The sequence below is a fragment of the Nonomuraea sp. B19D2 genome (genome assembly GCF_040137845.1).
Taxonomy (GTDB): domain Bacteria; phylum Actinomycetota; class Actinomycetes; order Streptosporangiales; family Streptosporangiaceae; genus Nonomuraea.
Genome location: NZ_JBEFAK010000061.1, coordinates 17,993 through 41,899 on the forward strand (window position 1 = coordinate 17,993; position 23,907 = coordinate 41,899).

24 protein-coding genes and 1 pseudogene are annotated in these 23,907 nt (G+C 69.0%); 11 read left to right on the forward strand and 14 right to left on the reverse strand.

What is annotated here, in order from left to right:
* Window positions 1-269 precede the first annotated feature (269 nt).
* The 3 genes from ABN273_RS52535 to ABN273_RS52545 all read left to right on the forward strand — a co-directional run bounded on the left by ABN273_RS52535 (window position 270) and on the right by ABN273_RS52545 (window position 2,469).
* Window positions 270-770, forward strand: coding sequence for a hypothetical protein (locus tag ABN273_RS52535; RefSeq protein WP_349457255.1), 501 nt, complete (start codon window positions 270-272; stop codon window positions 768-770).
* 288 nt (window positions 771-1,058) lie between these two features.
* Window positions 1,059-1,520, forward strand: a complete 462-nt coding sequence (locus ABN273_RS52540) for a hypothetical protein (protein ID WP_349457256.1) — start codon at window positions 1,059-1,061, stop codon at window positions 1,518-1,520.
* Window positions 1,507-2,469, forward strand: a complete 963-nt coding sequence (locus ABN273_RS52545; RefSeq protein ID WP_349457257.1) for a pentapeptide repeat-containing protein — start codon at window positions 1,507-1,509, stop codon at window positions 2,467-2,469. The genes ABN273_RS52540 and ABN273_RS52545 overlap by 14 nt, the downstream gene beginning before the upstream one ends.
* Window positions 2,470-2,677: 208 nt before the next feature.
* Here ABN273_RS52545 and ABN273_RS52550 read toward each other — a convergent pair whose 3' ends face one another.
* Window positions 2,678-3,097 (reverse strand): hypothetical protein, encoded by a 420-nt coding sequence (locus ABN273_RS52550; RefSeq protein WP_349457258.1) that lies wholly within the window; start codon window positions 3,095-3,097, stop codon window positions 2,678-2,680.
* Window positions 3,098-3,280: 183 nt separating this feature from the next.
* Window positions 3,281-4,771: a peptide deformylase gene (locus ABN273_RS52555; protein ID WP_349457259.1), complete on the reverse strand. Its 1,491-nt coding sequence runs from the start codon at window positions 4,769-4,771 to the stop codon at window positions 3,281-3,283.
* 135 nt (window positions 4,772-4,906) lie between these two features.
* On the opposite strand from ABN273_RS52555, the gene ABN273_RS52560 reads away from it, so the two are divergent.
* The 5 genes from ABN273_RS52560 (at window position 4,907) to ABN273_RS52580 (ending at window position 8,964) form a co-directional block, all read left to right on the forward strand.
* Complete coding sequence (locus tag ABN273_RS52560; RefSeq protein ID WP_349457261.1) at window positions 4,907-5,920, forward strand: D-alanine--D-alanine ligase family protein; 1,014 nt, start codon at window positions 4,907-4,909, stop codon at window positions 5,918-5,920.
* A 20-nt stretch (window positions 5,921-5,940) separates the two neighbouring features.
* Window positions 5,941-6,969, forward strand: a complete 1,029-nt coding sequence (locus ABN273_RS52565) for a threonine ammonia-lyase (RefSeq protein WP_349457262.1) — start codon at window positions 5,941-5,943, stop codon at window positions 6,967-6,969.
* A gap of 25 nt (window positions 6,970-6,994) precedes the next feature.
* Window positions 6,995-7,579, forward strand: coding sequence for a cysteine peptidase family C39 domain-containing protein (locus tag ABN273_RS52570; RefSeq protein WP_349457263.1), 585 nt, complete (start codon window positions 6,995-6,997; stop codon window positions 7,577-7,579).
* Window positions 7,580-7,584: 5 nt separating this feature from the next.
* The gene (locus tag ABN273_RS52575; RefSeq protein WP_349457264.1) at window positions 7,585-8,403 is read left to right on the forward strand and encodes a M55 family metallopeptidase; all 819 of its coding nucleotides are present in this window, start codon (window positions 7,585-7,587) and stop codon (window positions 8,401-8,403) included.
* Between the two features lie 147 nt (window positions 8,404-8,550).
* Window positions 8,551-8,964, forward strand: coding sequence for a hypothetical protein (locus ABN273_RS52580; RefSeq protein WP_349457266.1), 414 nt, complete (start codon window positions 8,551-8,553; stop codon window positions 8,962-8,964).
* Window positions 8,965-9,161: 197 nt separating this feature from the next.
* Here the strand turns inward: ABN273_RS52580 and ABN273_RS52585 are convergent, their stop codons facing one another.
* From ABN273_RS52585 to ABN273_RS52605, 5 genes are all read right to left on the reverse strand, one after another.
* Window positions 9,162-10,085, reverse strand: a complete 924-nt coding sequence (locus ABN273_RS52585; RefSeq protein WP_349457267.1) for an AAA family ATPase — start codon at window positions 10,083-10,085, stop codon at window positions 9,162-9,164.
* Window positions 10,086-10,114: 29 nt separating this feature from the next.
* Window positions 10,115-11,758 (reverse strand): TnsB C-terminal domain-containing protein, encoded by a 1,644-nt coding sequence (locus ABN273_RS52590; RefSeq protein ID WP_349457268.1) that lies wholly within the window; start codon window positions 11,756-11,758, stop codon window positions 10,115-10,117.
* Window positions 11,759-12,138: 380 nt separating this feature from the next.
* Complete coding sequence (locus tag ABN273_RS52595) at window positions 12,139-12,870, reverse strand: HAD family hydrolase (protein ID WP_349457269.1); 732 nt, start codon at window positions 12,868-12,870, stop codon at window positions 12,139-12,141.
* Window positions 12,871-13,079: 209 nt separating this feature from the next.
* Window positions 13,080-13,736, reverse strand: coding sequence for an HAD family hydrolase (locus ABN273_RS52600; RefSeq protein WP_349457270.1), 657 nt, complete (start codon window positions 13,734-13,736; stop codon window positions 13,080-13,082).
* Window positions 13,733-14,905, reverse strand: a complete 1,173-nt coding sequence (locus ABN273_RS52605; RefSeq protein ID WP_349457272.1) for an MFS transporter — start codon at window positions 14,903-14,905, stop codon at window positions 13,733-13,735. Before ABN273_RS52605 ends, ABN273_RS52600 begins: the two co-directional genes overlap by 4 nt.
* 75 nt (window positions 14,906-14,980) lie before the next feature.
* Here ABN273_RS52605 and pdxR point away from each other — a divergent pair, with 75 nt between their 5' ends.
* The 3 genes and pseudogenes from pdxR to ABN273_RS52620 form a co-directional block, all read left to right on the forward strand.
* Window positions 14,981-16,429: a MocR-like pyridoxine biosynthesis transcription factor PdxR gene (gene pdxR, locus ABN273_RS52610; RefSeq protein WP_349457273.1), complete on the forward strand. Its 1,449-nt coding sequence runs from the start codon at window positions 14,981-14,983 to the stop codon at window positions 16,427-16,429.
* Window positions 16,430-16,639: 210 nt separating this feature from the next.
* On the forward strand, window positions 16,640-17,224 hold the full coding sequence (locus tag ABN273_RS52615; protein ID WP_349457274.1) for a recombinase family protein: 585 nt from the start codon (window positions 16,640-16,642) through the stop codon (window positions 17,222-17,224).
* Window positions 17,225-17,677: 453 nt separating this feature from the next.
* Window positions 17,678-19,639, forward strand: a pseudogene (locus tag ABN273_RS52620) (Tn3 family transposase); the annotation flags it as partial.
* A 23-nt stretch (window positions 19,640-19,662) separates the two neighbouring features.
* On the opposite strand, the gene ABN273_RS52625 reads toward ABN273_RS52620, so the two are convergent.
* From ABN273_RS52625 to ABN273_RS52655, 7 genes are all read right to left on the reverse strand, one after another.
* Complete coding sequence (locus ABN273_RS52625) at window positions 19,663-19,791, reverse strand: hypothetical protein (protein ID WP_349457276.1); 129 nt, start codon at window positions 19,789-19,791, stop codon at window positions 19,663-19,665.
* A gap of 2 nt (window positions 19,792-19,793) precedes the next feature.
* A complete protein-coding gene (locus tag ABN273_RS52630; protein WP_349457277.1) occupies window positions 19,794-20,432 on the reverse strand; it encodes an ABC-2 membrane transporter-related protein in 639 nt (212 codons plus the stop codon).
* Window positions 20,429-21,124 (reverse strand): ABC transporter ATP-binding protein, encoded by a 696-nt coding sequence (locus tag ABN273_RS52635; protein ID WP_349457278.1) that lies wholly within the window; start codon window positions 21,122-21,124, stop codon window positions 20,429-20,431. Before ABN273_RS52635 ends, ABN273_RS52630 begins: the two co-directional genes overlap by 4 nt.
* Window positions 21,121-21,603 carry a hypothetical protein gene (locus tag ABN273_RS52640; RefSeq protein WP_349457279.1) on the reverse strand — a complete coding sequence of 161 codons (483 nt, stop codon included), beginning with the start codon at window positions 21,601-21,603 and terminating at the stop codon, window positions 21,121-21,123. The genes ABN273_RS52635 and ABN273_RS52640 overlap by 4 nt, the downstream gene beginning before the upstream one ends.
* Window positions 21,600-22,124 (reverse strand): RNA polymerase sigma factor, encoded by a 525-nt coding sequence (locus ABN273_RS52645; RefSeq protein WP_349457280.1) that lies wholly within the window; start codon window positions 22,122-22,124, stop codon window positions 21,600-21,602. Before ABN273_RS52645 ends, ABN273_RS52640 begins: the two co-directional genes overlap by 4 nt.
* Window positions 22,125-22,202: 78 nt before the next feature.
* The gene (locus tag ABN273_RS52650) at window positions 22,203-22,781 is read right to left on the reverse strand and encodes a recombinase family protein (RefSeq protein WP_349457281.1); all 579 of its coding nucleotides are present in this window, start codon (window positions 22,779-22,781) and stop codon (window positions 22,203-22,205) included.
* A gap of 305 nt (window positions 22,782-23,086) precedes the next feature.
* The gene (locus ABN273_RS52655) at window positions 23,087-23,821 is read right to left on the reverse strand and encodes a type II toxin-antitoxin system Phd/YefM family antitoxin (RefSeq protein WP_349457282.1); all 735 of its coding nucleotides are present in this window, start codon (window positions 23,819-23,821) and stop codon (window positions 23,087-23,089) included.
* Between the last annotated feature and the right edge of the window lie 86 nt (window positions 23,822-23,907).

A 23,907-nucleotide genomic window follows, 5' to 3' on the forward strand; every position in this document is an offset into this window, starting at 1 on the left:
CGAAAACGGTCCCGAAACTCAATCCCTCCACCTGATGTTTCGGGACGGGTTTCGGGACGGTCGTTCCTGCGGGAACGCAGGCGTCCGAAGCCCCTGCACGACCGTCCCTCTAACGACCGTTTTCGGGACGGTGCTCACGGCACCTCAAACGGCCTTGAAAAAGTGGCAGGCCGCCCCAACAAGTCCTCAACGAATCTTCAACATGGCGGGCCCCAGACTCGGTGCGACGTTCGACGCGTTACAACTTCGATCCACTGAGGAGAGCGGCTATGCGCATCACCCACGCGATCAAGGTCCCGCTACCGGGCCTGGCCTGTGCGGCAGCACTCACGCTGGGTCTCGTCTCCTTCCCGACGCCCGCGAGCGCGGCCCAAGCGACAGTGGGCGCCCATTCCATCGACGCGGCTGCCACGGTCGGTCTGCTGGCACCGGCCCAGGCCCAGGGCCGCTGGATCACTATTGGCCACGACTCTCACACCCCTACCAAGTTCTGGTCGGTCAAGCGGAAGTACAAGTCCCGGTCCAAGACTCTGCAGGTTGTCTTCCGCTGCTGGGACGGCGGCGACAAAACCAAGATTTCGGCCGAGCTGCGACGGGTCATCAAAGGCGACATAAGCTGGCCAGCGGGGAGTTCGGGCTGGCGCTCCTGCGGCAACGGCCGGAAGCACTACCTGAAGATCAAGGCCAAGAGGGGCACGAACTACAGGGTCAACTTCAGTCTCAAGGGGCGCAAGCACACCATCGAGTACTGGATGCAGAACGAGCTCTGAGGCCGCGGAGGCTGGCCAGCCGATCACAACGAGCGATCACCAGGAACCGTCTTCGGGACCAGCAGGAGAACGCCCCGCTGACCAGGAGGCCCTCCCTTCTAGCGGGGCGTTACGTTGTCCAGCGTCAGACGCGGAACGGCAGGCCAGCCACGTCCGCACCCAGCGCGATCGCCACGACGATCACGATGACGACGACAACGCGTCCCCACTCAGCGGGTATGCGGATAGAAACGATGGAGATGCCCGAGAAGGTGGGCGTTCCCGAACGACACGTCTACGGTCGAGAGCATGGGCTGGATGTTCGCGCTGTGGGGGCTGGGCGGTGGGCTGGCCATCGAGGCGCTCGACTTCATCAAGGCGGTGCGGCGGGTGGGCCACGGCTGGCCCTGGCGCTATCCGTACGGACCGGGCGGCGGCCCCTATCTGGTCTCGGTGCTGGGCCGCGCGGCCGCCAGCGCGGTGGTGGCCGGCGCCGCCGGCGCGTCGGTCAACGGCATGACGCCCCTCATCGCCCTGGCGCTGGGGGCGGCCGCACCGCTCATCCTGGAAAAGCTCAGCCAGCAGATCCCTGTGCAGGCCGACCTCCCCACCGTCGGCGGTGTGACGAGGCCGGCAGAGGTTCAAGATCCGGCCGCTGCGGCTCCCGGTCAGCCCGATCAGTCTAGGCCGGGCATCATTGCCGAGTCTGGGCCTGAGTCATCGGCCGATCCGGTCACCAGGCAGGTAGGAGAAAGCGATGCTGCGCGCTGACTCGCTCGCGGGCCGGATCATCACGGCCTTCGCCCGCACCTCGCCCGTTTTCCGCCCGACCGGCGACCGAAAGCCCGGACGGTCGTGGTGGCGAGCCTGGACCCGCACCACCCCGGCATTCGCACCCTCGTGGCCCCCGATGTGGCCCGGCGCGCTCATGTTCGGCGTGGACCTGACCCGCGCGGACCTGAGCGAAGCGAGCCTGGCCTACGTGAACCTCACCCGCGCGAACCTGACCCGTGCGAACCTGGGCGGCGCGGACCTGATCAACGCGGGCTTGACCCACGTGAACCTGACCGACGCGAACCTGGTCGACGCGGACTTGGCCAGCGCGAACCTGACTCGAGCGGACCTGACCGAAGCGAACCTCACCCGCGCGAACCTCACCCGCGCGAACCTGACCGGCGCGGAGCTCACCCGCGCGAACCTGACCGAAGCGCAGTTGCCCAGCGCGAACCTGGACGAAGCGTACGCGACCGGCGCCAATCTAACCGGCGCGGACCTGACCCGCGCAACCCTGTTCTGCGCGAACCTGGACGACGCGGTCCTGACCAGCGCGACCCTGTTCGGTGCGGACCTGACCGACGCGACCCTGATGGGCGCGACCCTAATCAACGCGGGCCTGATCGGCGCGAACCTGACCGGCGCGGACTCGGCCGGCGCGAACCTGACCCGAGCGGACCTGACCGAAGCGGACCTCACCCGCGCGGACCTGACCCGAGCGAACCTGACCGACGCGAACCTGACCCGCGCGAACCTGACCGAAGCGGACCTCACCCGCGCGGATCTTTATCGCACCAATTTCGTCGGTGTGGTCTGGAGTGAGGGGACCCTGTGGCCCACAGGTGAGTGGGAGGCGCGCCTGCGAGCGGCCTCCGAGCAACTGCCGGATGGTCGGCTGAGGGTCCGCGCGGAGGATGCTTCGGACAGCGTCTCGATCCATGCCTAAAACGCCCGGGCCTGCCTGCATGATCATGCAGGCAGGCCGCATAACCGGGCGACAAATCGCCACAAAACGGGCACATCTTGGGGGGTGCATGGAGCGCCGCCGACGGGCGTTCGCGTTTGCGCTGGTCAGCGCGTTGTCCGCGCCATAAGTTACCGATCGGTAATCAGGCAGAATGCATGCACTGTAGCGTTACCGGCCAGTAGCAAGCTCAGGCGTCGGGTGCGCGGTCCGGCAGGGTGTAGCGGGGGCGGCCAAAGCCGGTGCCAGTCTGGTACTCCGCCCACATGTCCACATCGCCCGGGTCATCGTCGTCGGGCTCCGGATCGCCGGCCGCCTGCTGCGCCTGCACCGCGGCGGCGTGGAGCTCACCGGCGAAGTCGCGCAGCGCGGCCACGCAGTTGTAGGGGTTACGCGTCGCGGGGCTGCCCTCACCGGGCTTGGTGGCCTTGACCGCATCCCACATCGCGTCGGCGTAGACCCACAGCGCCTCCCGGGCGCGCACCTGGCGGGCCCGGTCGACCGGGTCCAGCTGCGCCAGCAGCGCCGCGTCCAACTCGGCCAGGTCGTCGGCCAGGTCGATCAGATTCTGCTGGTGCTGGGCATCCCACGCATCGCTGTCGACGGTCACGCCCGTCACGGTACGCCGCCGTCCAGGACGTGGCCAGGGCCTGCCGTCGACCGCCTGCTCCTGCTGCGCGGTGCACTCCCCTGGGCAAACACTCGCCATCGTCATCACGCGCAAGGAAGATGGTCAGCCCCATCCATCTGATCAATCGTCTGTAGTCCTGCGGGGGCTGGGGGCCTTTCGTCGTCAGGAACGCTTCCAGGGCTGGCCGATGCCGCGGTACTCCTCGACGGGGATGGGTGTGACGCCCTCGCTCATGCGGCTGGTGTACAGGCGGCCCGCGAGGTGGTCGATCTCGTGGGCGACCAGGCGGGCCAGCCCGTACGGGAATGCGGTGATCTTGGTGTGTCCGCCCAGGGTGGTGTGCTCGACTTCCAGGGTGAGCGGCCGGGGCACCATGCCGCGCACATCGAAGAAGGACAGGCAGCCCTCGTACTGCTCGTCGGTCTCGGTGGAGGCCTCGGTGATGCGGGGGTTGAGCAGCACGATCGCCTCGGCGTCGGGGTCGGGCGGGATGACGATGGCGGCGGCCCGGCCGATGCCGATCTGCGGCGCGGCCAGGCCCATGCCCTTGCCGAACACGTGCTGTTCGCGGACCCGCTGCAGCGCGGCGAACAGCGCGTCGATCACCTCGCCGGCCTGGGCGGCGTCGTCGGGCAGGTCGAAGGGCTCCGCTGTGGCGGCCAGGATGGGATCCCCGACCTGGACGATCCCGGCGGCCTTCATCCGGTCGCTGCTGGTGCGCAGGCTCGGCTGCGCGTCGGCGGCGTCGGGCCGGGCGCGGAAGCGCCATTCCAGCCGGTAGCGGGCGCCCATCGGCGGGTCGGCGGTACCCCAGGCGAACACCGTCTCTTCGTCGCGCTGAGTGCGGGTGATGGGGTTGTGGAGAGGAACGGCTTCGGCGGTGGTGGAGGTCTCGGTACCCCATACCTTCGGCTGCAGGTCGGCCGGGAAGGTCAGCGTCACGCCGAGGTGGCGGGTGGGCAGCCGGACCGCGCGCTGGAACCATGGCCCCCATTTGGTGTCGGGGACGGTGTAGGCGTAGGTGATCGTGGCTCGCTCGCCCGGATACAGCGGGAATTTGCCGCGGTCGTTGGCGAAGCACAACCAGACCTCTTTGAAGGAGTCCCGATCGTGCTTGGGCTCGACGTCCATCGGCTCGCCGTCGCAGTCGGCCGTCAGGCCAAGCTCGGCCCAGGTGAGCGGATCGCGCCGGTAGTGGGCGTTGGATCGCGCGGGCTCGCCGGGGTAGCGGTCCACGCTGATGCGGACCAGATAGCGGGTAACCGGGTCGGCACCGAGGTTGCGCAGCCGGCGGCGCATGGTCGCCGTGTAGAGGCCATCGACGTAGCTCAGTTCGGCGTGGTCGTCTTCGACCAGCAGGCCATCCACCGTGGCCAGGGCCGACGCGGCGGGCGCGGCCTTGTTCGCCTGGCCGGTCTGCCAGGCCCGCCAGATTTCGCCGCCCGCCGACAGCACGGCATCGGCGCGGCGGGCGAAGTCCTCGCTGGCCTGGTGCCGCCCGGATTCGATGTGGCTGATGTAGGACGGGTCGAAGCGCATCGCTTCGGCCAACGCTCTCTTCGACATGCCGCGGCGCTTGCGCCACAACGTCAAGACCTCGCCGAAGGGCTGCGGGCTGTGCTCGGGCTGGGTGCGCTCGGGGGTGTCCGCCACGCCCTCTATCTTCTCCTGAGCCGGGCGTGAACACGTGCGTGAAAGGTGAATGAGCCGCCTTCACGGTGACCTCATCGGCAGGGGCCGGGGTGTGCTGCAGGCGACCGTCGTTCCCCAACCTCTGTGGAGGTCCTCGTGACCCCGCTCATCGACGCCCTGTCCACCGATGCCCGTCAGCTCGCCCTGCCCGGCCAGGGCCGCATCGGCGTGCTGACCGGCGGCCGGTCCCGCGAACGCGCCCGCTCCCTGCTGTCCGGCAACACCGCCTGCGACAGGCTGCTGCGCCAAGGCCTGTCTGCGGTGCTCATCGACACCGCCGAGCCCGGCCTGCTGCAGGCGCTGGCCGAGGTCGACGTCGCCTTCCTGGCCATTGCCGGGCAGTACGCCGAGGACGGCAAGCTGCAGGGCCTGTTGGAGCATCTCGGCATCCCCTACACCGGATCCGGCGTGCTGGCCAGCGCCGTGGCGATGCACAAGACGGCCGCCAAGACCATGGTCGCCGCGCACGGCGTCAACGTCCTGCCCGGCCGCGTCATCGACGGCGAGACCCCCGCCGAGGTGGTCGCCAAGGACCTGGCCAAGGCCCTCCCGCTGCCGGTCATCATCAAGCCGGTCTCCGAAGGCGGCTCCATCGACATGCGCCTGGCCCGCGGCGAGCACGACCTGGCCGCCGCGGTGGAAGAGCTGCGCCAGGGCGGGCAGGCGCTGTTCGCCGAACGGTTCTGGCCCGGCCACTCCATCACCGCCGCCGTGCTCGACGACGGCGAGCAGCTGCGGGTGCTGCCGCTGCTGGAGACCCGGCCGAAGGGCGGCGACTTCTACGACTACGCCACCAAGAACGACCCGGCCGCCTTCACCAACCACTGCCCCACCATCCTGCCCCCGGCCACCGAGGCGCTGGTGCGCGAGCACGCCCAGGCCGCGCACCGCGCGCTGGGCTGCTCGGGCTACTCGCGCAGCGACTTCGTCGTCGGCGCCGACCTGGCCGGTGATGGCCCCCAGGTGTGGTGGCTGGAGACCAACACCCTGCCGGGCCTGTCAGCCACTGGGAACATGGCCACCATGGCGGCAGCCGGCGGCATCGGCTACGACGCGCTGATCGCCTTCATCCTGTCCACCGCGCTCACGCCGCACGGCTACCGGCCATGAGCCCGCAACAGGAGAACGTCATGATCGGCATCGACGACGTGCGCGCCGCCGCCACCCGCCTGTACGGGTACATCACCGCCACGCCGCTGCTGGCCTCGCCCGCGCTGGACGACCTGTGCGGCGCCCCGGTGCTGTGCAAGGCCGAAAACCTCCAGCGGACCGGCTCGTTCAAAGTGCGCGGCGCACTCAACCACGTGCTCAGCCTCACCAGGGACGAACGCGCCGCAGGAATCATCGCCGCCTCCTCCGGCAACCACGCCCAGGCGATCGCCTGGGCCGCCCGTCTGGTCGGCACGTACGCGGTCGTGGTGGTTCCCGCCGACGCCCCGCAGGCCAAGGTGCAGGCCGCCCGGGCGCTGGGGGCCGAGGTGTACCACTACGCCCGAGGCGGCGATGACCGCGACGCCATCGTGACCGAGATCGCACGCGAGCGCGGGCTGGCGATCGTGCCATCGGCGAACTCCGAACAGGTGATCGCGGGCGGCGGCACCGTCGCCGCCGAGATCCTCGCCCAGGCCAATCAGGTGAGCACGCTCGTGGTACCGGTCGGCGGGGGCGGGCTGGCGGCCGGCTGCGCCGTGGCGGCCAAGGCCCTCAACCCCGCCGTGCGGGTGATCGGCGTGGAGCCGGAGTACGGCGCAGACACCGCGCTGTCGCTGCGCGAGGGCCGCCGTGTGAGCATCCCGACGCCGGCCACGATCGCCGACGGGCTCACCCACCGCACGCCGGCGCCGCTACCGTTCGCCATCAACCGGGCCCTGCTCGACCAGGTGGTCACCGTCAGCGACACCGAGATCACCGAAGCCATGGCGATCGGCTTCACCGACCTGAAAGCCGTCATCGAACCCAGCGGCGCGTGCGCCCTCGCCGCGGCGATATGCGGGCGAATCGAGATCACATCCGGCACAATGGGCGTGATCCTTTCCGGGGGCAACATCTCCTGGACCACGTTCCGGTCGCTGATCGACCGCACAGCCGCTGCTGGGGGAGATGGTGGGGTGCCTGGCCTGCACGCCCGGGGCGGGCAGCAGCCAGCAGGCACTGCATGACAGTGTCGCCTTGTTCACCCAGTACATGAGCACAGAGCGGATCGGCGCCATCGTCTACGACGGCGCCGATCCCGCCGACGATCCACGATGGCACGTCTCGGGGGCGCGCACGCGGGCCGAGTACGGCCGCTGGTGCCGGCACTGCTGCGGCATGGCGTGCCTGCAGATGGTGCTCGATCACCGCGACGGACACGCCCCACCACTCCTGGAGCTCCTGCGCGGCTGCCGCGCCCACGGCGGCTACGTCGAAACCGACGACGGCCAGATCAAGGGCCTGTACTACGCCCCGTTCGCCGACTACGTACGCGCCGAGCACGGCCTGCACGCCGACGTGCACCCGCACCTGGCCGCCGCTGAGCTCCCCGGCCTGCTCGCCGACGGGAACCTAGTCATGGCCTCGGTCCATCGGGAAATCCGCCGCCCGGACCTGCCCGCCCCCGGCCGCGGCGGACACCTGGTCCTGCTCACCGGCCACGACCACGGCCTGATCCACTTCCACAACCCCTCCGGCCACACCCCCGACACACGCCGGGCCAGCCTGCCCATCGACACCTTCGAGGCCTTCTTCGGCGGCCGCGGCATCGCCGTGCGCATGCGCCAGGCCCGGTGACGCCCATGGCTGCCATCAAGGTCCTGATCTCGGTGGACATGGAGGGCATCGCCGGCATCGTGCATCCCGCCGAGACCACCCCCACGGGCGGCGACTACGAACGCGGCCGAGCCCTGATGACCGCGGCGGCCAACGCCGTGGTGGCGGGCGTGCTCGATGCCGCGCCGGCGGCCGAGGTGCTGGTGGCCGACTCCCACGGCCCCTACCGCAACATCCTGCCCGAGGACCTCGACCGGCGAGCCCGGCTGATCCGCGGCAAACCCCGCGAGCTCGGCATGCTCGCCGGCCTGCAGGCTGGCGCCCAGGCGGCGATGTTCGTGGGGTACCACGCCCGCGCCGGCGCGAGCGGCGCCGTGCTCGCCCACACCATCGCCGACGCCATCCTCGACGTGCGCATCGCCGGCCGTTCCCACGGTGAGATCGGGATCAACACCCTGTTGGCGGGCTCCTACGGCGTGCCCGTCGTGCTGGCCAGCGGCGACGATGCCGCGTGCGAAGAGTTCACCGCCCTGGTGCCCGACGGCCTCACCGTGCCGGTCAAACGAGGGCTCGGCCAATACGCGGCCGACACCCTGCACCCGCAGGAGGCCTGCGATCGCCTGCGGCAGGGCGCCAGCCAGGCAGTCAGTAGGCGTGACGAGCATCGGCCTGTTGCCGCCTCGCGCCCGCTCGACATCGAGGTCGACCTGCATCAGCCGCGCACGGCCGATCTGGCCGCCCTCATTCCCGGCATCGCCAGGACCGGACGCACCGTGACGTTCGCTGCTGAGGACATGACGGCCGCCTACGGCCTGCTCCAGCTGCTCGCCCATATCGGACCCTGAAAGGGGGGACCCCTGGTGCGACCGGGTGGACTTCCCGCGGCTTCTGACGCTTCGTCATGAGGCGCTGTCACATCTTGCCGGGCTGTTTCGTCATAGAGGTGTAGCAGTTCTACCTCTGTACGCCGACAACCAATGGGGGGTCCTTCCGTGAAGCCCTTACGCGCAACCCTCGCCCTCGCAGGCGGTGCAGTAGCAACGCTGGCCCTGCTCGCTTCGCCTGCCTGGGCGGGCACCAGCACGGAAAGCAAGAGCGGCTACGGCTGTACCGTCACCGCCAAGGTGAGCTGGAACAGCAGCGCCAACACCTACACCTATACCGGCAGGGCCTCATGCGGTGCCCGGCGCAGCATGAAGCTGTGGTGCTTCCCGGTGCATCGTCACAGTTTCAGCTGGCACTCTCACACCGGCGACATCATCCAAAACGGCCCGCGGACCACGAGGGGCTTGTCGGTGGGGCCGGCCACGAAGAGCGGCACGAACGGCGACCGTTACAAGATCAATTGCAAGCTGGAGGTATCGAAGGGGCGGGTCGTGGTCGAGAGCGGCTCATTCAACCTGTAAATGCTCGATGTGGACGCCCGCAGAGGCTGCTGCGGGCGTCTGGCCTGGCGAGTCGATTAGGGTAAGCAACAGTTCTTGAGTTGAGGGCGCCGAATCCTCCTCACCCTGCACGCTCACTGCGTGCGAACTGCGTCTTCTCCCGTTTGCCAGATCGATCAGCACGCCCTGAAGTAGCTTCACTCTCCGTGAAGCTTCTGTCACAGAAGTGATGAGATGGCGGCGCTGGTGAAGTCGGGAGGCGCGGGTTGGCGTAGTCGTCGGCGTCGCCGAGGCTGAGATGGGGGCCAGGATCTGGCCAGGACGAAGGCTTGTTCGTCGGCGGACATCGGTTTGTAGTGGTGGACGAACCCGACGCGGGAGTAGAGCTGGGGGTAGCGGGCGAGGCGCTTTTCGATGCCGGGCATGCCGATCAGGATGAGGCCGATGCCGGTGCGGTCGTGGTGGTCGCGCAGCTGTTCCAGTGCCCCGACTTTCGGTCTGTCGGCTTCGTCCACGATGAGAAGTTCGGCGTGGGTGCTGGTGTTGAGCCTGCCGTGTTCGTCGACGCCGCGGCCGGGGTTGAGCATGAGTTCGACGTTCCAGCCGAGCCGATCGCACAGGAACGAGATCTCTTTGTCTAGATTGTGCGGGGTGTTGTGGACCTTGGGGGTGTACATGACGGCGCGGGCGGCCAGGATCTGCCCGGCCGAGGCCTCACCGTCGGAGCCGACGGGGCGGGTGCCGTCGAGGTGGCCGGCGAGCTGGTCCCATTGGGAGTAGTAGCGGGCTGACTGGGTCTTGCCCACACCCGGGGCGCCGAAGCAGAGGCCGACGTAGCGTTCGCGCCGTACGGCGTCGGCGAATTCGATGAAGAGCCGGTGCTCTTTGGTGATCACGATGGGGGTGGCGACGGGCCTGTGCCCGTTGCCGCCCGCCAGCTGGCCGGGCAAAGAGCCATGGCCGGGGGGTGCAGGCCGGTCGTTAACGTCGGGACGACCGTGGAGGCGGCCTTGGCCGTCGGGATCGTCAGGGCGGGCCTCGGCGATCGGGCCACCCTCGGGATCGGGGGTGTCGTCGCTCGGGGCGTCGGAGGGCGTTGCTGGCTCGGGGGCTGGCTCGGGGGTGTCGTCTGCTTTCGCCACGCCGGGTGTCTATCCGGGGCTCGGACGGCTCACTCATTCCAGTAGCGTTTGAGTGGCGGACTGTCACTGTGGGTAGTGGAGCTGTCCGTGCCGGTCAGCGGTCCGGTGCTGGGGCCGGAGTTGTCCTGGGTGATGACGCCGTCACCATCGCCGTCACCGTTGGGTCGGGTGAGGGTTGCCCAGTTGGCCAGATCGGTGCCGGCCAGAGAGGCGGGCAGGGGTTCGCTGTGGGCGGCCAGCAGCCGGTCGACCACGGAGTCGCGGCTGGTCAGGTGTCCGCGTAGCTGTTTGCGGCGGGCATTGCGGGCGGCGGTGATCTCTTTGAGGCTGATGGTGGTGCCCGAGAGTTCGGGGCAGATCGCCCGGCACAGGAATTCCTCGACGCCGTCGGACAATCGGAGGTAGACGCGGATCTCGGTGATGTCTCGGGGGTCGTAGCGGATGGTGGCCTGTTCACGGGTGTAGAAGGCCAGGACGGGGTCGAGATAGCGCAGGTTCAGGAAGTGGATCCCGTCGGTGTGGATGACGCGGGGTTTGGCGACGGTGAGCAGCAGCAGGTCGAGTTGTTCGAGGGAGTCGGGCATGCGCGGGATGAACCCGCCGGCCTCCCAGCGGGCCTGCGGGGGCGTCTTGGTCTCGCTGTGGGTGCGCAGGTTGTAGACCTCGCGGATGAACCGGCCGACCGCGGCATCGAGTTCGGCCAGGGTCAGTTTGGCCTGGCCGGCGCGCTCAGGGGTGCCGCGGGGCGCGTAGCCGGGCAGGTGGGCCAGACACATCTGGTTGATCGTCTCGATCAGTCGCTCGATTTTCCCGTGGCCGTGCGGCTGGCCCTTGAGCGAGAAGACGGGCTGGACCCTCAGATCTGCCATGACCTGTTCCAGATGCGCCGAGGTGAAGTCGGATCCGTGGTCGAGGTGGAAGACCGACGGGATGCCGCACACGTGCCAGTCCGGTTCGACCTTGCGCCAGATCGCGTGCCGGAAGGCCAGCGCGGTGGTCAACGCCGAGGGCGCTTCCAGGTTGACGGCGTATCCGGCGATGGCGCGGGAGTGGTCGTCCTCGATGGCGGTCAGCCACGGCCGGGCCGGTTTCCCTTTGTCGTCGAGCACCCAGATGTCGAGCTCGGTGTGGTCGGCCTGCCAGATCTCGTTCGGAGCCTTGGCTTCGCGCCGGTAGACCAGATCGTAGGTCTCCCGGTACTTCTTGGTGCCCTCAAGGCCGAGAGTGACCAGCGCGGGGTCCAGGTCCGCGACGATGCGGGCCACGGTCCGGTAGGCGGGCGACGGCCAGCCGCGCGCCTTGGCGATGCTTACGGCCTGCCGGTGGATGGCGGCCGCGCTGGGGCGAGGCCTGCGCAACGCGAGCCCCTCGATGAACACCACGAGCTCGTCGGGGAACCGACGCAGCCCCTTGTCGCGGCGGCCCGGCCGGGTCAATGCGTCAAGACCGCCTCGCCGGTAGTCGGCCAGCCACCGCTGCAGCGTCCGATAGCAGACGCCACCCTCGTCCTGAGCAGCGGCCAGCTGCGCCAGCGGTACTCCCTCGTGCAGGTGCGGCGCGAGCATCTCGTACCGGCTCATGGCCAAGGCACGCCCGGCAGCGTGGCCGGGCGCGCCGCCGGAGCGCCCGCTGCCCAGCCGGGCCTGTGCGTGTTGTTCGCTGGCAGTACTCACCCTGTTATCGTCCGTCCCCACAATGGGCGCCCACCACACCGGTGAAGGCCACGCTCACGCCAACCTCCGCGTGGTAGGTGGTGGCGTCTAACCGGCAAGGGCCCGAGCCGAGCCAGAGCCATGTCAGGAACGGCACGTCACCAGCAGGCGGCACGGAAAAAGAGGACCGCAGCCGGCAATCGGCCAGTCTTCGATCACCCGTAGACCCGTCGTCTGGCCCAGAAGATGCCAGCCGCCGCGCTCAGACGTCGTCACTGGTGCCGCCGTTGGGGTCGGCGTTGTAGAAGAAACCGAGGTTGCCCCACGGGACGTACTAGATGAGGTCGCCGTTGCGGGCAGCGGTACCCGGGTCGCTCACTTACGACGGCCGGGAGAGCCGGTCAGGCGTTCGTGCGTGATAGGTGGTCGGGGAGGTCGGTGAGCCGTTCGATGCGGAACACCGTCTCGTCTGCCGTCGGCGATGGTCCACCGGTGATGAAGTCGACGCCGCGGTCCAGCCAGATGCCGGTGAGCCCGGCGAGGGCGGCCGCGTTCACGTCGCTTTCCAGCATGTCGCCCACGTTGACCGCCTGCGCGGGGTCCGTCCGCATCCACCGGCAGGCGGTGGCGTAGGCGACGGGCTTGGCCACACCGAGCTCGGTCGGGGTCAGGACGGCTTCGAAGTATTCCAGGAGGCCGAAGCGGGCGAGCTTGGCGCGCTGCTGCTCGGGGTCCCCGTTGGTGAGAACGGCCAGACGCGGTCCTCGGGGAAGCCGTTTCAGGTTCTCCAGGCAGGGCTGGACATCGGGATAGCACCGCCAACACTCCTCGAACACGGTGAGGTAGCGCTCGGCGATCCAGGCATCCAGAAGGCCGGGACTTTCCGGAACCGGCTCGCCGAGCATCGGCAGGAAGGAACGGAGCCTGCGTCGGTGGTGCTCAGCGAAGGAGCACTGACCGGCCAGGTATTCCCGCATGTGGCGCCCCTCCAGCGTCCACCACAACGTCACCAGTTCCTCCGGCGCAGCCGTCGCGTTCGGCGCGGCCTGGACGATCTGGCCGATCGCTTCCCAGACCGCGCTTCGATGATCGACCAGGGTGCCGTCCAGATCGAAGAAAACCACATCCGCCATAGGGGTGATTATCTCGTGGTGCCTGTCCCTGACGTCAGAAGGCAGGTATCACGATCTTCCTTTCGGATCGCGTCGGGGTCATGCTCGATATGGAGTCGCGTCTCGATCTCGGGATCGCCGCGGTAGACGTGGAAAGCCGCCAGATAGCTCCCTCGAGGCTCAGCGGGGGTGTTCAGTTGCTGACTGGTGCGGATGTCTGTGGCCCCAGTTCAACGGTCGTGGTCGAGGCGGTCGAGGATTTCAGTCAGGTGCGTGATAAGGGATGTGGCTCCGGTGAGCCTGCTCGCAGGGGTCAGGGCGGTGTAGCCGACGACGGGCATGCCGGCGGCCTTCGCGGCGCGGACGCCGCTGGGGCTGTCCTCGACGACCAGGCAGTCGCGCGGGTCGGTACCGAACGCGGCGGCGGCATGGAGGAAAAGGTCGGGGGCGGGTTTGCCGACGCCGCCGACGTCCTGGGCGCTAAAGACCACGCCGGGCGGCAGCAGGGGGCGCAGGCCCGTCCGGTCAAGGGTGAGGTCGATCCAGGCGTGATCGGAGGAGGATGCCAGGCAGTAGGGGATGCCACGGCGCCGCAGGTCGGTCAGGACGGTGGAAGCGCCCTGGACGGCGTCCAGTCCTTGCTTGAAGGCGGTGAAGACCCGCTCGTGGCAGCGTGCGGTGAAGTCGGCGGGGAGCGTGCCGCCGTATCGGTCGGCGACGACCGTGTCGATGTTGCGGGCGGCGTTGCCGAGGAAGTACCGGTAGGACTCTTCCAGGGTGAAGGGGAAGCCCAGTTCCGTTAGGTATTCGGACAGTACGCGGTGTGCGGTGGGTTCGCTGTCGACGAGGACGCCGTCGTTGTCGAAGATGACCAGCTTGGGTTTCATGGGTTCTCCGTTCGGGTGAACGTCAGGACGAGGGCGATCGCGAGGAATGCGGCGCCGAGGAGGCAGGTCGCGCTCCAGCCGCCGACCGCGTAGGCGGAGGGGCCGATGGCCGCGCCGGCGACGCCGCCGAGGGTGTAGACGGTCATGTAGACCGAGGCGAGGCGGGCGCGGGCGTCGTCGATGCTGTAGACGACGCTCATGTTCAGCAGGTGGACGGCGTTGACGGCGGTGTCCATGGCCACGAGCCCGACAAGGAGCCAGGCGACGTGGTGTCCGCCAGCCCACAGGGCGGCGAAGGACACGGCGCCGAGGGCCAGCGTCGCCCTAGTGAGCCGAACGCGGTCCGCTCGGTCGGCGATGCGGCCGAGCGGGCGGGCTACGACTGCTCCGGCGGCGCCGGCCAGGGCCAGCAATCCGATCTGGGCAGGGCCGTACTCGTAGGGAGGCTCGGTGAGGCGGAAGGCGGCCGTCGACCAGAACACGCCGAAGGCGGCGAAGGAACAGGCCCCGATGAAGGAGCGCCGTCGCAGCAGACGGTGGGTGGCCGCCAGCCGGACGGTGGCGCGTAGCTGGGCCCGGTAAGGGAGAGCCAGGTCGGGCGGGGCGAGCGGCATGACGCGGGTGAGGACGACGGCCAGGAGCAGGGTGACGACCGCCGCCCCCGCGAACAGGGCCCTCCAGCCGGCGACCTGCGAGACCAGACCCGCGACCGTACGGGACAGCAGAATGCCGGTGAGGCCGCCGGTGAGCATCGTCCCTATGGCGCGTCCGCGTTCGTCGGGTGCGGCCAGGGCGGCGGCGTAGGGGATGAGGGTGTTGACGACGGCGGCAGCGGTGAGCCCGATGAGTGCCCCGGCTGCCAGGAGGAGGCCGGCGGTGGGGGCGGTGGCGGTCAGGGCCAGGGCCGCGGCGTCGCAGCAGAGCAGGACCGCCAAGAAGGGACGGCGGGGGACGATGTCACCGAGTGGGACGATGAGGATCAGGGCGAGGGCGTAGCCGAGCTGGCCGACGGCGACCAAGTGGTCCGCGGCGTGCGGGCCGAGGGATCGGGTTATCTCCGGCAGTAAGGGCTGGCAGTAGTAGAGGTTCGCGATCGTCAGCCCATAGGCCGTCGCGAGTAGCCGGACGGTCTTGCGGGAGACGGCCCGCGGAGGTCGAACCGTGGTCACTCGGACGACCCTAAGGACACGATTGGGCCGCTGGTAAGATCCAATTTTATGGCGGATGAGTGGCCCAATCCGGGGATGGATCTGCATCTGGAATTGGACGTCGCCGAGGGGCGGCGGACAGGGCTGGAGCGGGCGCTGCGGGAGGCGGTGCGGTCGGGGCGCCTGGCGACCGGAACACGGCTGCCGGCGACCCGCCGGCTCGCGGAGGATCTGGGGCTGGCGCGAGGCACGGTGCGAGCGGCCTACGACCAGCTGATCGCCGAGGGGTACCTGGCCGCGCGGCAGGGTTCGGGCACCGTGGTGGCGCTGCAACCGCAGATCGCGCCGGTGCCCTCCGCCACGCCGGCGGCAGAGCAGCCGCGGCACGATCTGCGTCCAGGGAGCGCGGACGCATCGGCGTTCCCGGTGGCGACGTGGCTCGAGTCATCGCGGCGCGCCCTGGGATCGGCTCCGGCTGACGCCTTCGGCTACGGCGATCCGCGGGGCCGCCCGGAGCTGCGGGCCGCGCTCGCCGGATACCTGGGACGGGTCCGCGGCGTGTCGGCCCACCCAGACTCGATCTTGATCACCAACGGGTACCTGCAGGGACTGACGCTGCTCGCCGCGGTCATCGGCGGGACGTTCGCGATGGAGGACCCAGGTGTCCCGATGCACCGCGAGGCGGTTCGCCGCACCGGCGCACGGGTGATCCCGCTACCGGTCGACGATCTCGGCGCCCGTACCGATCTCCTCGGCGGCCTCGGCGCGGACGCGGTGGAGGTCACCCCGGCTCACCAGTACCCGACCGGGCGGACCCTCCACCCCGACCGGCGGCGTGCCTTGCTGGACTGGGCGCGCTCGTCCGGTGGCCTGATCGTCGAGAACGACTACGACGCCGAATTCCGCTACGACCGCAAGCCTGTCGGCGCGCTGCAGGGCGCCGCCCCCGACCACGTGGCCTATCTGGGCACAACGTCCAAGACACTCGGCCCGGCGCTGCGGATCGGCTGGATGGTCCTGCCGCCCCGCCTGATCGCCCCAGTCGCCGACGCCAGACTGCACACCGACCACCACACCGAGCACCTCGGTCAACTGACCCTGACCGACCTGATCACCCGCCACGGCTACGACCGCCACATCCGCACGTCCCGCCAGCGATACCTCCGCCGCCGCGACCAACTCCGCCACCACCTCGCAGGCCTTCCGATTGCGCTGACCGGCATCGCCGCCGGCCTGCACGCCCTGGCCCTCCTCCCCCCGGACGGCCCCACCGAGACCGACATCCGAACCGCCGCGCAGGCCCACGGACTCGCCCTCGGATACCTGTCGGAGCGCAGCGAACTGCCCTCCACCCGCCAGGGCGTCATCATCGGCTACGGCCGTCCCCCCGACCACGCCTACATCTCGGCCTTGGACACTCTGACGGCGACCTTCGCCGCCTGCTTCGCTCAGCCAGGGCCGAACTCCCAGCTACAGGGGGACTCGCCGATATTCCTGCGATCGGCGGTCAGGCGCGCGGAGGTCTCCTGGCCAAGGCGGACGTAGCGTCCGAGGCCTGGCCAGATGCAGGTGGCGGGACTTTGCCTGCAGTGCCTTCCTCTGGCGCGTGTTGTGATGGTCACCCTCGGCTGTTCCGTAAGGGGATCCTCAACCGGAACACCCACCAGCCGAGACAGCCCCCCAGGTCAAGGCGTTCCGTATAGGTGTTCCGCGAACTGTTCCGGTGAAGGCCCCCTATCCGGAACACTTGAGCGCGTGAACGGAACCCGCGTCGGCTACGCCCGCTGCTCGACCGATGAGCAAGACGTGACCATCCAGACCGAGCGACTCCTGACCCTCGGCGTCCCCGAAGACCGGATCTACGTCGACCGCGGCTTCTCCGGCACCACCCGCCGCAACCGCGCCGGCCTCGACCAGGCCCTCGCCGCAGTCTGGGACGGCAGCGTCTTCACCGTGACCAAGTTCGACCGGTTCGCCCGCAACATGGCCGAGGCCAACCAGATCCTCACCGACCTGTCCGAACGCGGCGTCCTGTTCGGCCTGGGCGCATCCGTCTACGACTGGAACGACCCCTTCGGCCGCCTGTTCCTCCAGACCCTCGCCATGGTCGCCGAATTCGAAGCCAACCTCGGACACATGCGCACCCGCGAAGGCATGGCCCTGGCCAAGAAGAACGGCAAGCTCAAGGGCAAGCAGCCCAAACTGCCCGAACCCGCCCGGCGCTCCATCCGCCGGCGATACGCCGAGGGCGAGGTGTCCCTGGCCGACCTGGCCACCGAGTACAGCGTCGGACGCTCCACCATCCACCGCATCATCCACGGGCCAGAAACCTCCACGTAGAACGCAGGATCTTCGCCCCGCTCCAAGCGATCAAACACCGGCGTTGGGCGTCACTCTTCGTGCAAGATCATTCTCATCGCCAACGGCTGTTCCTGGGTTCTTCAACCCCGAGGAACATCCAGCCACACCCGCAGCGTCTGATCGTCGTCGGGTCGGGCGAACCCTCAACCCGGCCGCAGCGCGGGTTCAGGTGTGGACGGCCGAGTCCTCCGGCCGTGACCCGGGCCGCACCGGCGGGGGAGTAGATCGCCCCGGCCGGATAACTCAACGCCCACCTCCCCGCCGTCCCGCACTCGGCGCACCGCGACCGGGCCGCCAGCCAGCCAGGATCGAAGCCGCCCGGATCCTGCTGCGCCGCACCCACCGCCAGTGCCGCATGCCGCGCTGTAGAACACCGCGTCGCGCCGTAACCAGCCCGGCAACGCCCGCCAAAGCACGGGCACCCAACACGACGAAAGCGTGGCAGGAATAGCGACGCTAACCGTGGCACGTCACAAGCAGACGCTGCGCGATCTGGTGCACGAGTTCAAGACCAAGGGCCCGGCCTACCGCACCACGGTGCAGACCACGCTGCGTGCCTCCTACACCAATCACTACCGGCGCGGCCTGATCGCGCTGCTGGACACCCTGGAGTTCAAGAGCAACAACACTGCCTACCAGCCGGTGATCGAGGCGCTGAAGCTGATCCGCCGCTGCGCCAAGGCGGGCAACACCACCTACTACCCGCGCGGCGAGGTGGTACCCGAGCACCGCGGCACCGCCGGCGACTGGGAGAACCTGGTGTTCAGGAACGACAAGCGCGGCCGTCGGCGGGTGGTACGGATGGTGTACGAGATCGTCACCTTCCAGGCGCTGCGCGACGCCCTGCGATGCAAGGAGATCTGGGTGGCCGGCGCCCACTCCTTCCGCGACCCGGAGGAGGACCTGCCCAAGGATTTTGCCGCCCGCCGCGTGGAGAACTACGCCGAGCTGCGCAAACCGCTGGACCCCCAGGACTTCATCGCCCAGTTGAAGGCCGAGATGCGCGCGGAACTGGAGGCGCTCGACACCGCGCTGCCCAAGCTGGACTGGGTGGCAATCTCCGAGCGCAAGTCCGGCGCGATCAAGCTGACGAAGCTCGGCCCGGCGGAGGAGCCGCGAAACTTGCGCAAGATCAAGAACGAGGTGAGCCGACGCTGGGGCTCGGTCCCCTTGATCGACATGCTCAAGGAGGCGGTGCTACGCACCGGCTGCCTGAACGCCGTCACCTCGGTGGCGGGCAGCTCCAGCCTCAAGCCCGAGGTCCTGGCCGAACGCCTGATGCTCGCGATCTTCGGGTACGGCACCAACACCGGGATCCGGGCGGTCGCCTCCGGTGGCCACGCCCACAGCGAGGATGACATCCGCTACGTCCGGCGCCGCTACCTGACCCCGCAGGTCGCCACCGACATCGCGATCGCCATCGCGAACGCGACCTTCACCGCCCGGGACGTGGAGTTGTGGGGCGAGGGCACAACCACCGTCGCCTCCGACTCCACGCACGTGCGTGCCTACGATCAGAATATTTTCACCGAGTGGCACTCCAGGTATGGAGGTCGCGGCATCCTCATCTACTGGCACATCGAGCGCGGCTCCATGGTCGTGCACTCCCAGACCTTGCGCGCCTCGGCCTCGGAGGTGCACGCGATGATCGAGGGCGCGGTCCGGCACGGCACCACCATGAAGGTCGAAGGGAACTATGTCGACTCCCATGGCCAGACGGAAATCGGGTTCGGCGTGACCAGGCTCTTGGGCTTTGACCTGCTGCCGCGCATCAAGCAGATCAACAAGGTCAAGCTGTATCGGGTCGAGAGCGGTGAGAGCGACCTGTACCCGCAGCTGACGTCGGCGATGACCCGGCCGATCCGCTGGGATCTGATCGAGCAGAACTACGACCAGATGATCAAATATGCGACGGCGATCAAGCAGGGCACCGCCTCCACCGAGGCGATCCTGCGCCGCTTCACCGAGTCCGCCTCCCACCCGACCTACCAGGCCATGCTGGAGGTCGGCCGTGCGCAGAAGACCATCTTTGTGGCCCGCTACCTGCGCCTGCGCGAGCTGCAGCGGGAGATCCAGGAAGGGCTCAACGTGGTGGAGTCGTCCAACGGAGCAAACTCGGTGATCTTCTACGGCAAGGGCGGCGACATCTCCACCAACCGGCGCGAGGAGCTGGAGATGAGCGTGTTGTGCCTGCGCATCCTGCAGGCCGCGCTCGTGTACATCAACACCCTGATGCTGCAGGACGTCCTCGCCGATCCGGAGTGGGCCAAGCTGCTCAACCCCGCCGACCGGCGCGGACTGACCCCGCTGTTCTGGCAGCACGTCCAGCCATACGGCGAGGTACGGCTGGACGTGGCCAAACGTCTGGCTCTGGGTTCTTCAGACCGTAACTGAGGCCAGCTCACCACGCAGGCGCTTCAGCCCAGCAGCGTAATCACACCAGCCAGGAGTATCGCGGCGACGAGCACGGCCACCACGACCAGGACCGTCGTGCCAAGGCGGCGGCGGACGAATTTCGGGTTGTGGGCCATCGTGATCTCCTTCATGGCTAGGCTCGGTGTCGGATCGCCAGGTAGGCGATACCGGTCAGGGCGAGGGTGAGTGCCAGGTAGGCGGCCGTTTCGGTCCACTGCATGGCCCAAAAGGACAGATCGAATCGCCCGCGCAGGGCCCGGCCGGCGAGTTGGCCGGCACCGACCAGGAGCACCGACAGCGGCATGGCGATGCGGGTGTGCCGGGTGACCGCGCCGAGCGCGACGCCGAGTGCCAGTGCGAATAGCGACCTGCCATAGGGGACCGGGCCGTGGCTTTCGTAGTACGGCCAAGCCATCGGATTACCCCCAGTGTCCGGCAGGAACCAGGTCAGCACCGCGGCGAGGGCGGCGGTCGCGGTCAGGGCGCCGGCCGCCGCGACGGCGAGGACAGCGACCAGCCAGCGGCCCCGCGACAGGCTCTGGGCCCAGGCAAGTTTGTGAGTGCCGGCCTCGAACTCCCGGGCAATGAGGGGAGCGCCCCAGATCAGGCAGATTGCGCCGGCCAGGAAACCGGCCAGCTGGAAGGTGAGTCCGCTCAAGTCCGGCTCCAGCCGCTCGACCGCGGCGGTGGCACCGTACAGCAGGAGCAGCGCGGCGATGGCGGCGGCCTGGGCGCGCTGTCCGCGCCAGGCCACCCACAGCGGGCCGCTCATCGAACCGCCTCGGGATTGCGCAGGTAGTGCAGAACGAGATCCTCCAGATCGGTGGCGGGGTGGCTGCTCAGCAGGTCGGCGAAGCTGCCGCACAGCCGGACCCGGCCGGCGCCGAGCAGGATCAGGTGATCGCACACCTCGGCCAGGTCGGCCAGGATGTGGGAGGACAGCAGCACGGTGGCTTCCAACTCGCGTACCACGTCCATCACCTGCAGGCGGGCCAGCGGATCGAGCTCGGCCAGCGGCTCGTCCAGCACCACCAGGTCGGCGCGCTTGCCGACGGCAAGCGCGAGCGCGACCAGCGTGCGCTGGCCGCCGGACAATCGGTCCACCCGCTCGCGCGGGCCGATGTCGTGCCCGGACAGCAGAGACTGCGCGGCCGCGCGATCCCATCGGGGGTTGGTCGCGGAGCCGAAGCGCAGCAGGTCGGCGACGCTCCACCGGCGATACAGCGGCTTGTCCTGGGCGACGAACGCGACCGCGGCCCTCTCCAGCGGACAGCCGAAGACCTCCGCATGTCCCGTGGTGGGCGCCAGCAGGCCTGATATCAGGTTCAGCAGCGTGGACTTGCCTGCCCCGTTCGGCCCGACCAACGCGGCCCTGGCCCCGGCGGGCACCGCGATGGTGGCCTCGCGCAGCGCCCACCGCTGCCGGTACCGCTTGCCCAGCCCACTGGTCTCCAGCGCGTTCACCGCTCCTCCCTGCCAGTCAGCTCGTGCATGCGGCGCAGCAGCGCTGCGCGCCGGGCATGGGCGCGCACCACCAACGCCAGAGTCATCGCGACGAACAGGCCCCCGACCACCAGGGCAAGCCCCACCCCCGTGCCGCGCTGCACGACCACAACGGTCACGACCGCCATGGTGGCCAGCGAGGCGGCCAGGCCAATCCAGGCGGCGATCACCCGATCGGTGGCGAACAGCGGAACCCGGCGCGTCAGCAGCCACCCGCCGTAGGCTGCCCAGGCCAGGCAGAACACGGCGAACAACGCGAACGCCAGATGCGTGCGGCCGGGCAGCGGCCCGGGCTCGGACCACCACAACGTTCCCACGAACACCGCGCCGGCCACACCGGCCAGCAGTGTCGTCACCGCCCGGATCCGGACTCTCAGCGACAGCACCGGCGTCAGGTGCTCAATGATGTCCTGCGCCGACAGGCGCGGTTCGTCTGTCATGGCCGGTATCCCTTCTCCTCCAGGTGTTCACGCAGCAGACGACGGGCGCGGCTGAGCCGGGACTTGACCGTTCCGGCCGGGATCTGGCAGATGTACGCGCACTCCTCCACCGGCAGGTCCTCCAGGTAGAACAGGACAAGGATCTCCCGTTCCAGCACCGGTAGAGCCGACAGCACGCTCACGAGCGCGGCGCGATCCACCATGGCCTCAACCGGGTCTTCGGTGGCCACGTCGTCGGCCGCGAGCGTCTCCTGCTCGCGGGCGTACTCGCCGCGCAGCCGGTCGGTGACCGACCTCCGGGCGATCGTGAACAGCCACGGCGCGAACCGGCCCGGGTCCCTCAGCCGGGGCAAGCCGCGGACGACGGCCAGCCAGATCTCCTGCGTCACGTCGTCGGCCCGGTCAGCATCCAGCATGCGGCGCACATAGATCCACACCGGCATCCGCCACCGAGCCAGCAACTCGGCCAGCGCCGCGCGCTCTCCCAGCTGAGCACGCAGCACCAGCAGCTCATCGGTCATCTCGTCCTCCCGTCATCTTGCACAGTCGGGCGAGAAGCCAAGAAGGTTCACGGTTCCCGGATCACCTATGGAGCATGCTCACCGCAGGCTACGATCCAGGTGCCGATAGATCGTGGCGCGGCTGACGCCGAGCCGATCAGCAATCTGCTGGACGGTGTAGCGTCGCTTACCGTCCGATCCCTTCATGTCGTACAGCGCGCGGGCCATCTCCACCCCGTGCGGGTCCAACGAGGGAGGCCGCCCGCCGACGCGGCCCCGCGCGCGGGCTGACGCAAGACCTTCGAGCGTGCCCTCGACGATGAGCTCGCGCAGGAACTCGTCGAAGGCGCCGAACATGTGGAACTGCAGGCGCCCGGAGGGTGTGGAAGTGTCGATGCCCTGCTTGAGCACCAGCAGGTCGACGTCGCGCTCACGGAGTTGCGCGGCCAGGTCGAGCAGATGCCGCAGGGATCGTGCGGCGCGTGACAGGCGAGTGATGACGAAGGTGTCGCCGGGCCGGAGGTAGTCCAGCGCCTTGTTGAGCTCAGGGCGGTGGTCGATCTTTCCGGACGCCTTGTCGATGAAGATCCGATCGCATCCGGCCGCTGTCAGGGCGTCGCGCTGGCTATCGGGGTTCTGGTCGCGGGTGGAAACGCGTCCATAGCCAATCCTGCTCATCGCGTCAGTGTCTCATAAACGGCTGAATCGAGGAGTAGTGAAACATAGTTTTCGTACGCGGATTTTGAGACATGCTCACGAGCGTGAACGTCGGGAACGGGGCGGCGGTCACTCCGTGTCTCAGAAATGATCGATTTCGCACAAGATCAAATGGGGCGTCGGCCTGAGAAGCCGCTCGTTTGGGGCTCATGACACGTTTCTTACCGGCACCCCGATTAAGGCCGTCCGCCGCCTCGGTCAAAGTGGGCCTGGCGCCCCCTCCAAAAGGCCAGGCCCCCATCCGCATGCTAGTGGTCAAGCGATTACTAAGCGTGTGTTTCGCCTGCTTCGTCGTCGTCCCACAGGTCGTAGTCGTAGGGCTCGCCACGAGCCAGCCGTTCGGCGCGCATCTGTTCGCGTTCGGCGTCGGTGATGCCGGTGATGTACTCCCACAGGCTGACCCGCTGGACCTTGCCCCGGGCCAGATCGTGCTGCAGCACGATCCGCGACGAGCGGCCCATCTCCTCCTCTTTGACCACCCACGGGTCGGTCGCTTCCCAGGGAACGTCGGCCCAGGAGGCGTTCTCGGCGATCTCGACGGCCGCACGGTGGGCGGGGGAGCCGTGCTGGCGGGGGCCGTCGGCCAGGGGTTCCCAGCAGGAGGCGCACTTCACCCACGCGACCTTGTCGAGCTGGCCGACGTCGGTGTCGACGACGACGTCCTGCACGCCGCTGCCGGGGTCGGCGGTGTTGACCAGGGCGTTGACCACCGGGCCGGTGTAGGCGACCTGCAGGAAGGACGACCTGCAGTACGGGCAGACCGGCACCCGCTTGGTCGCCGGCAACCGCTCGCCCAAGGCCTTCTCCTGCGCGCGCCGCTCGCGCTCGGCTTCCTGCTCGGCGAGGTGGCGCTGCCACACCGCGGCCGCCTCGACCGGCAGCAGCACGGCCTCGTTGCGGCCGGGGCCGCGCCGGGTCAACACGACCGGGTCGCCGCCGCCGGCCGCTTCGATGAGTCCGGCCAGGCGGGCGCGGGCGTCCCGGATCCCGATCTTCTTCATGATCCACATTGTGTACACAACCCGGCGCGGACCGGACGGGAACCCTCGTACCGCCTGGAGCTCCGGCCGGACTGCCCCAGCGCGCC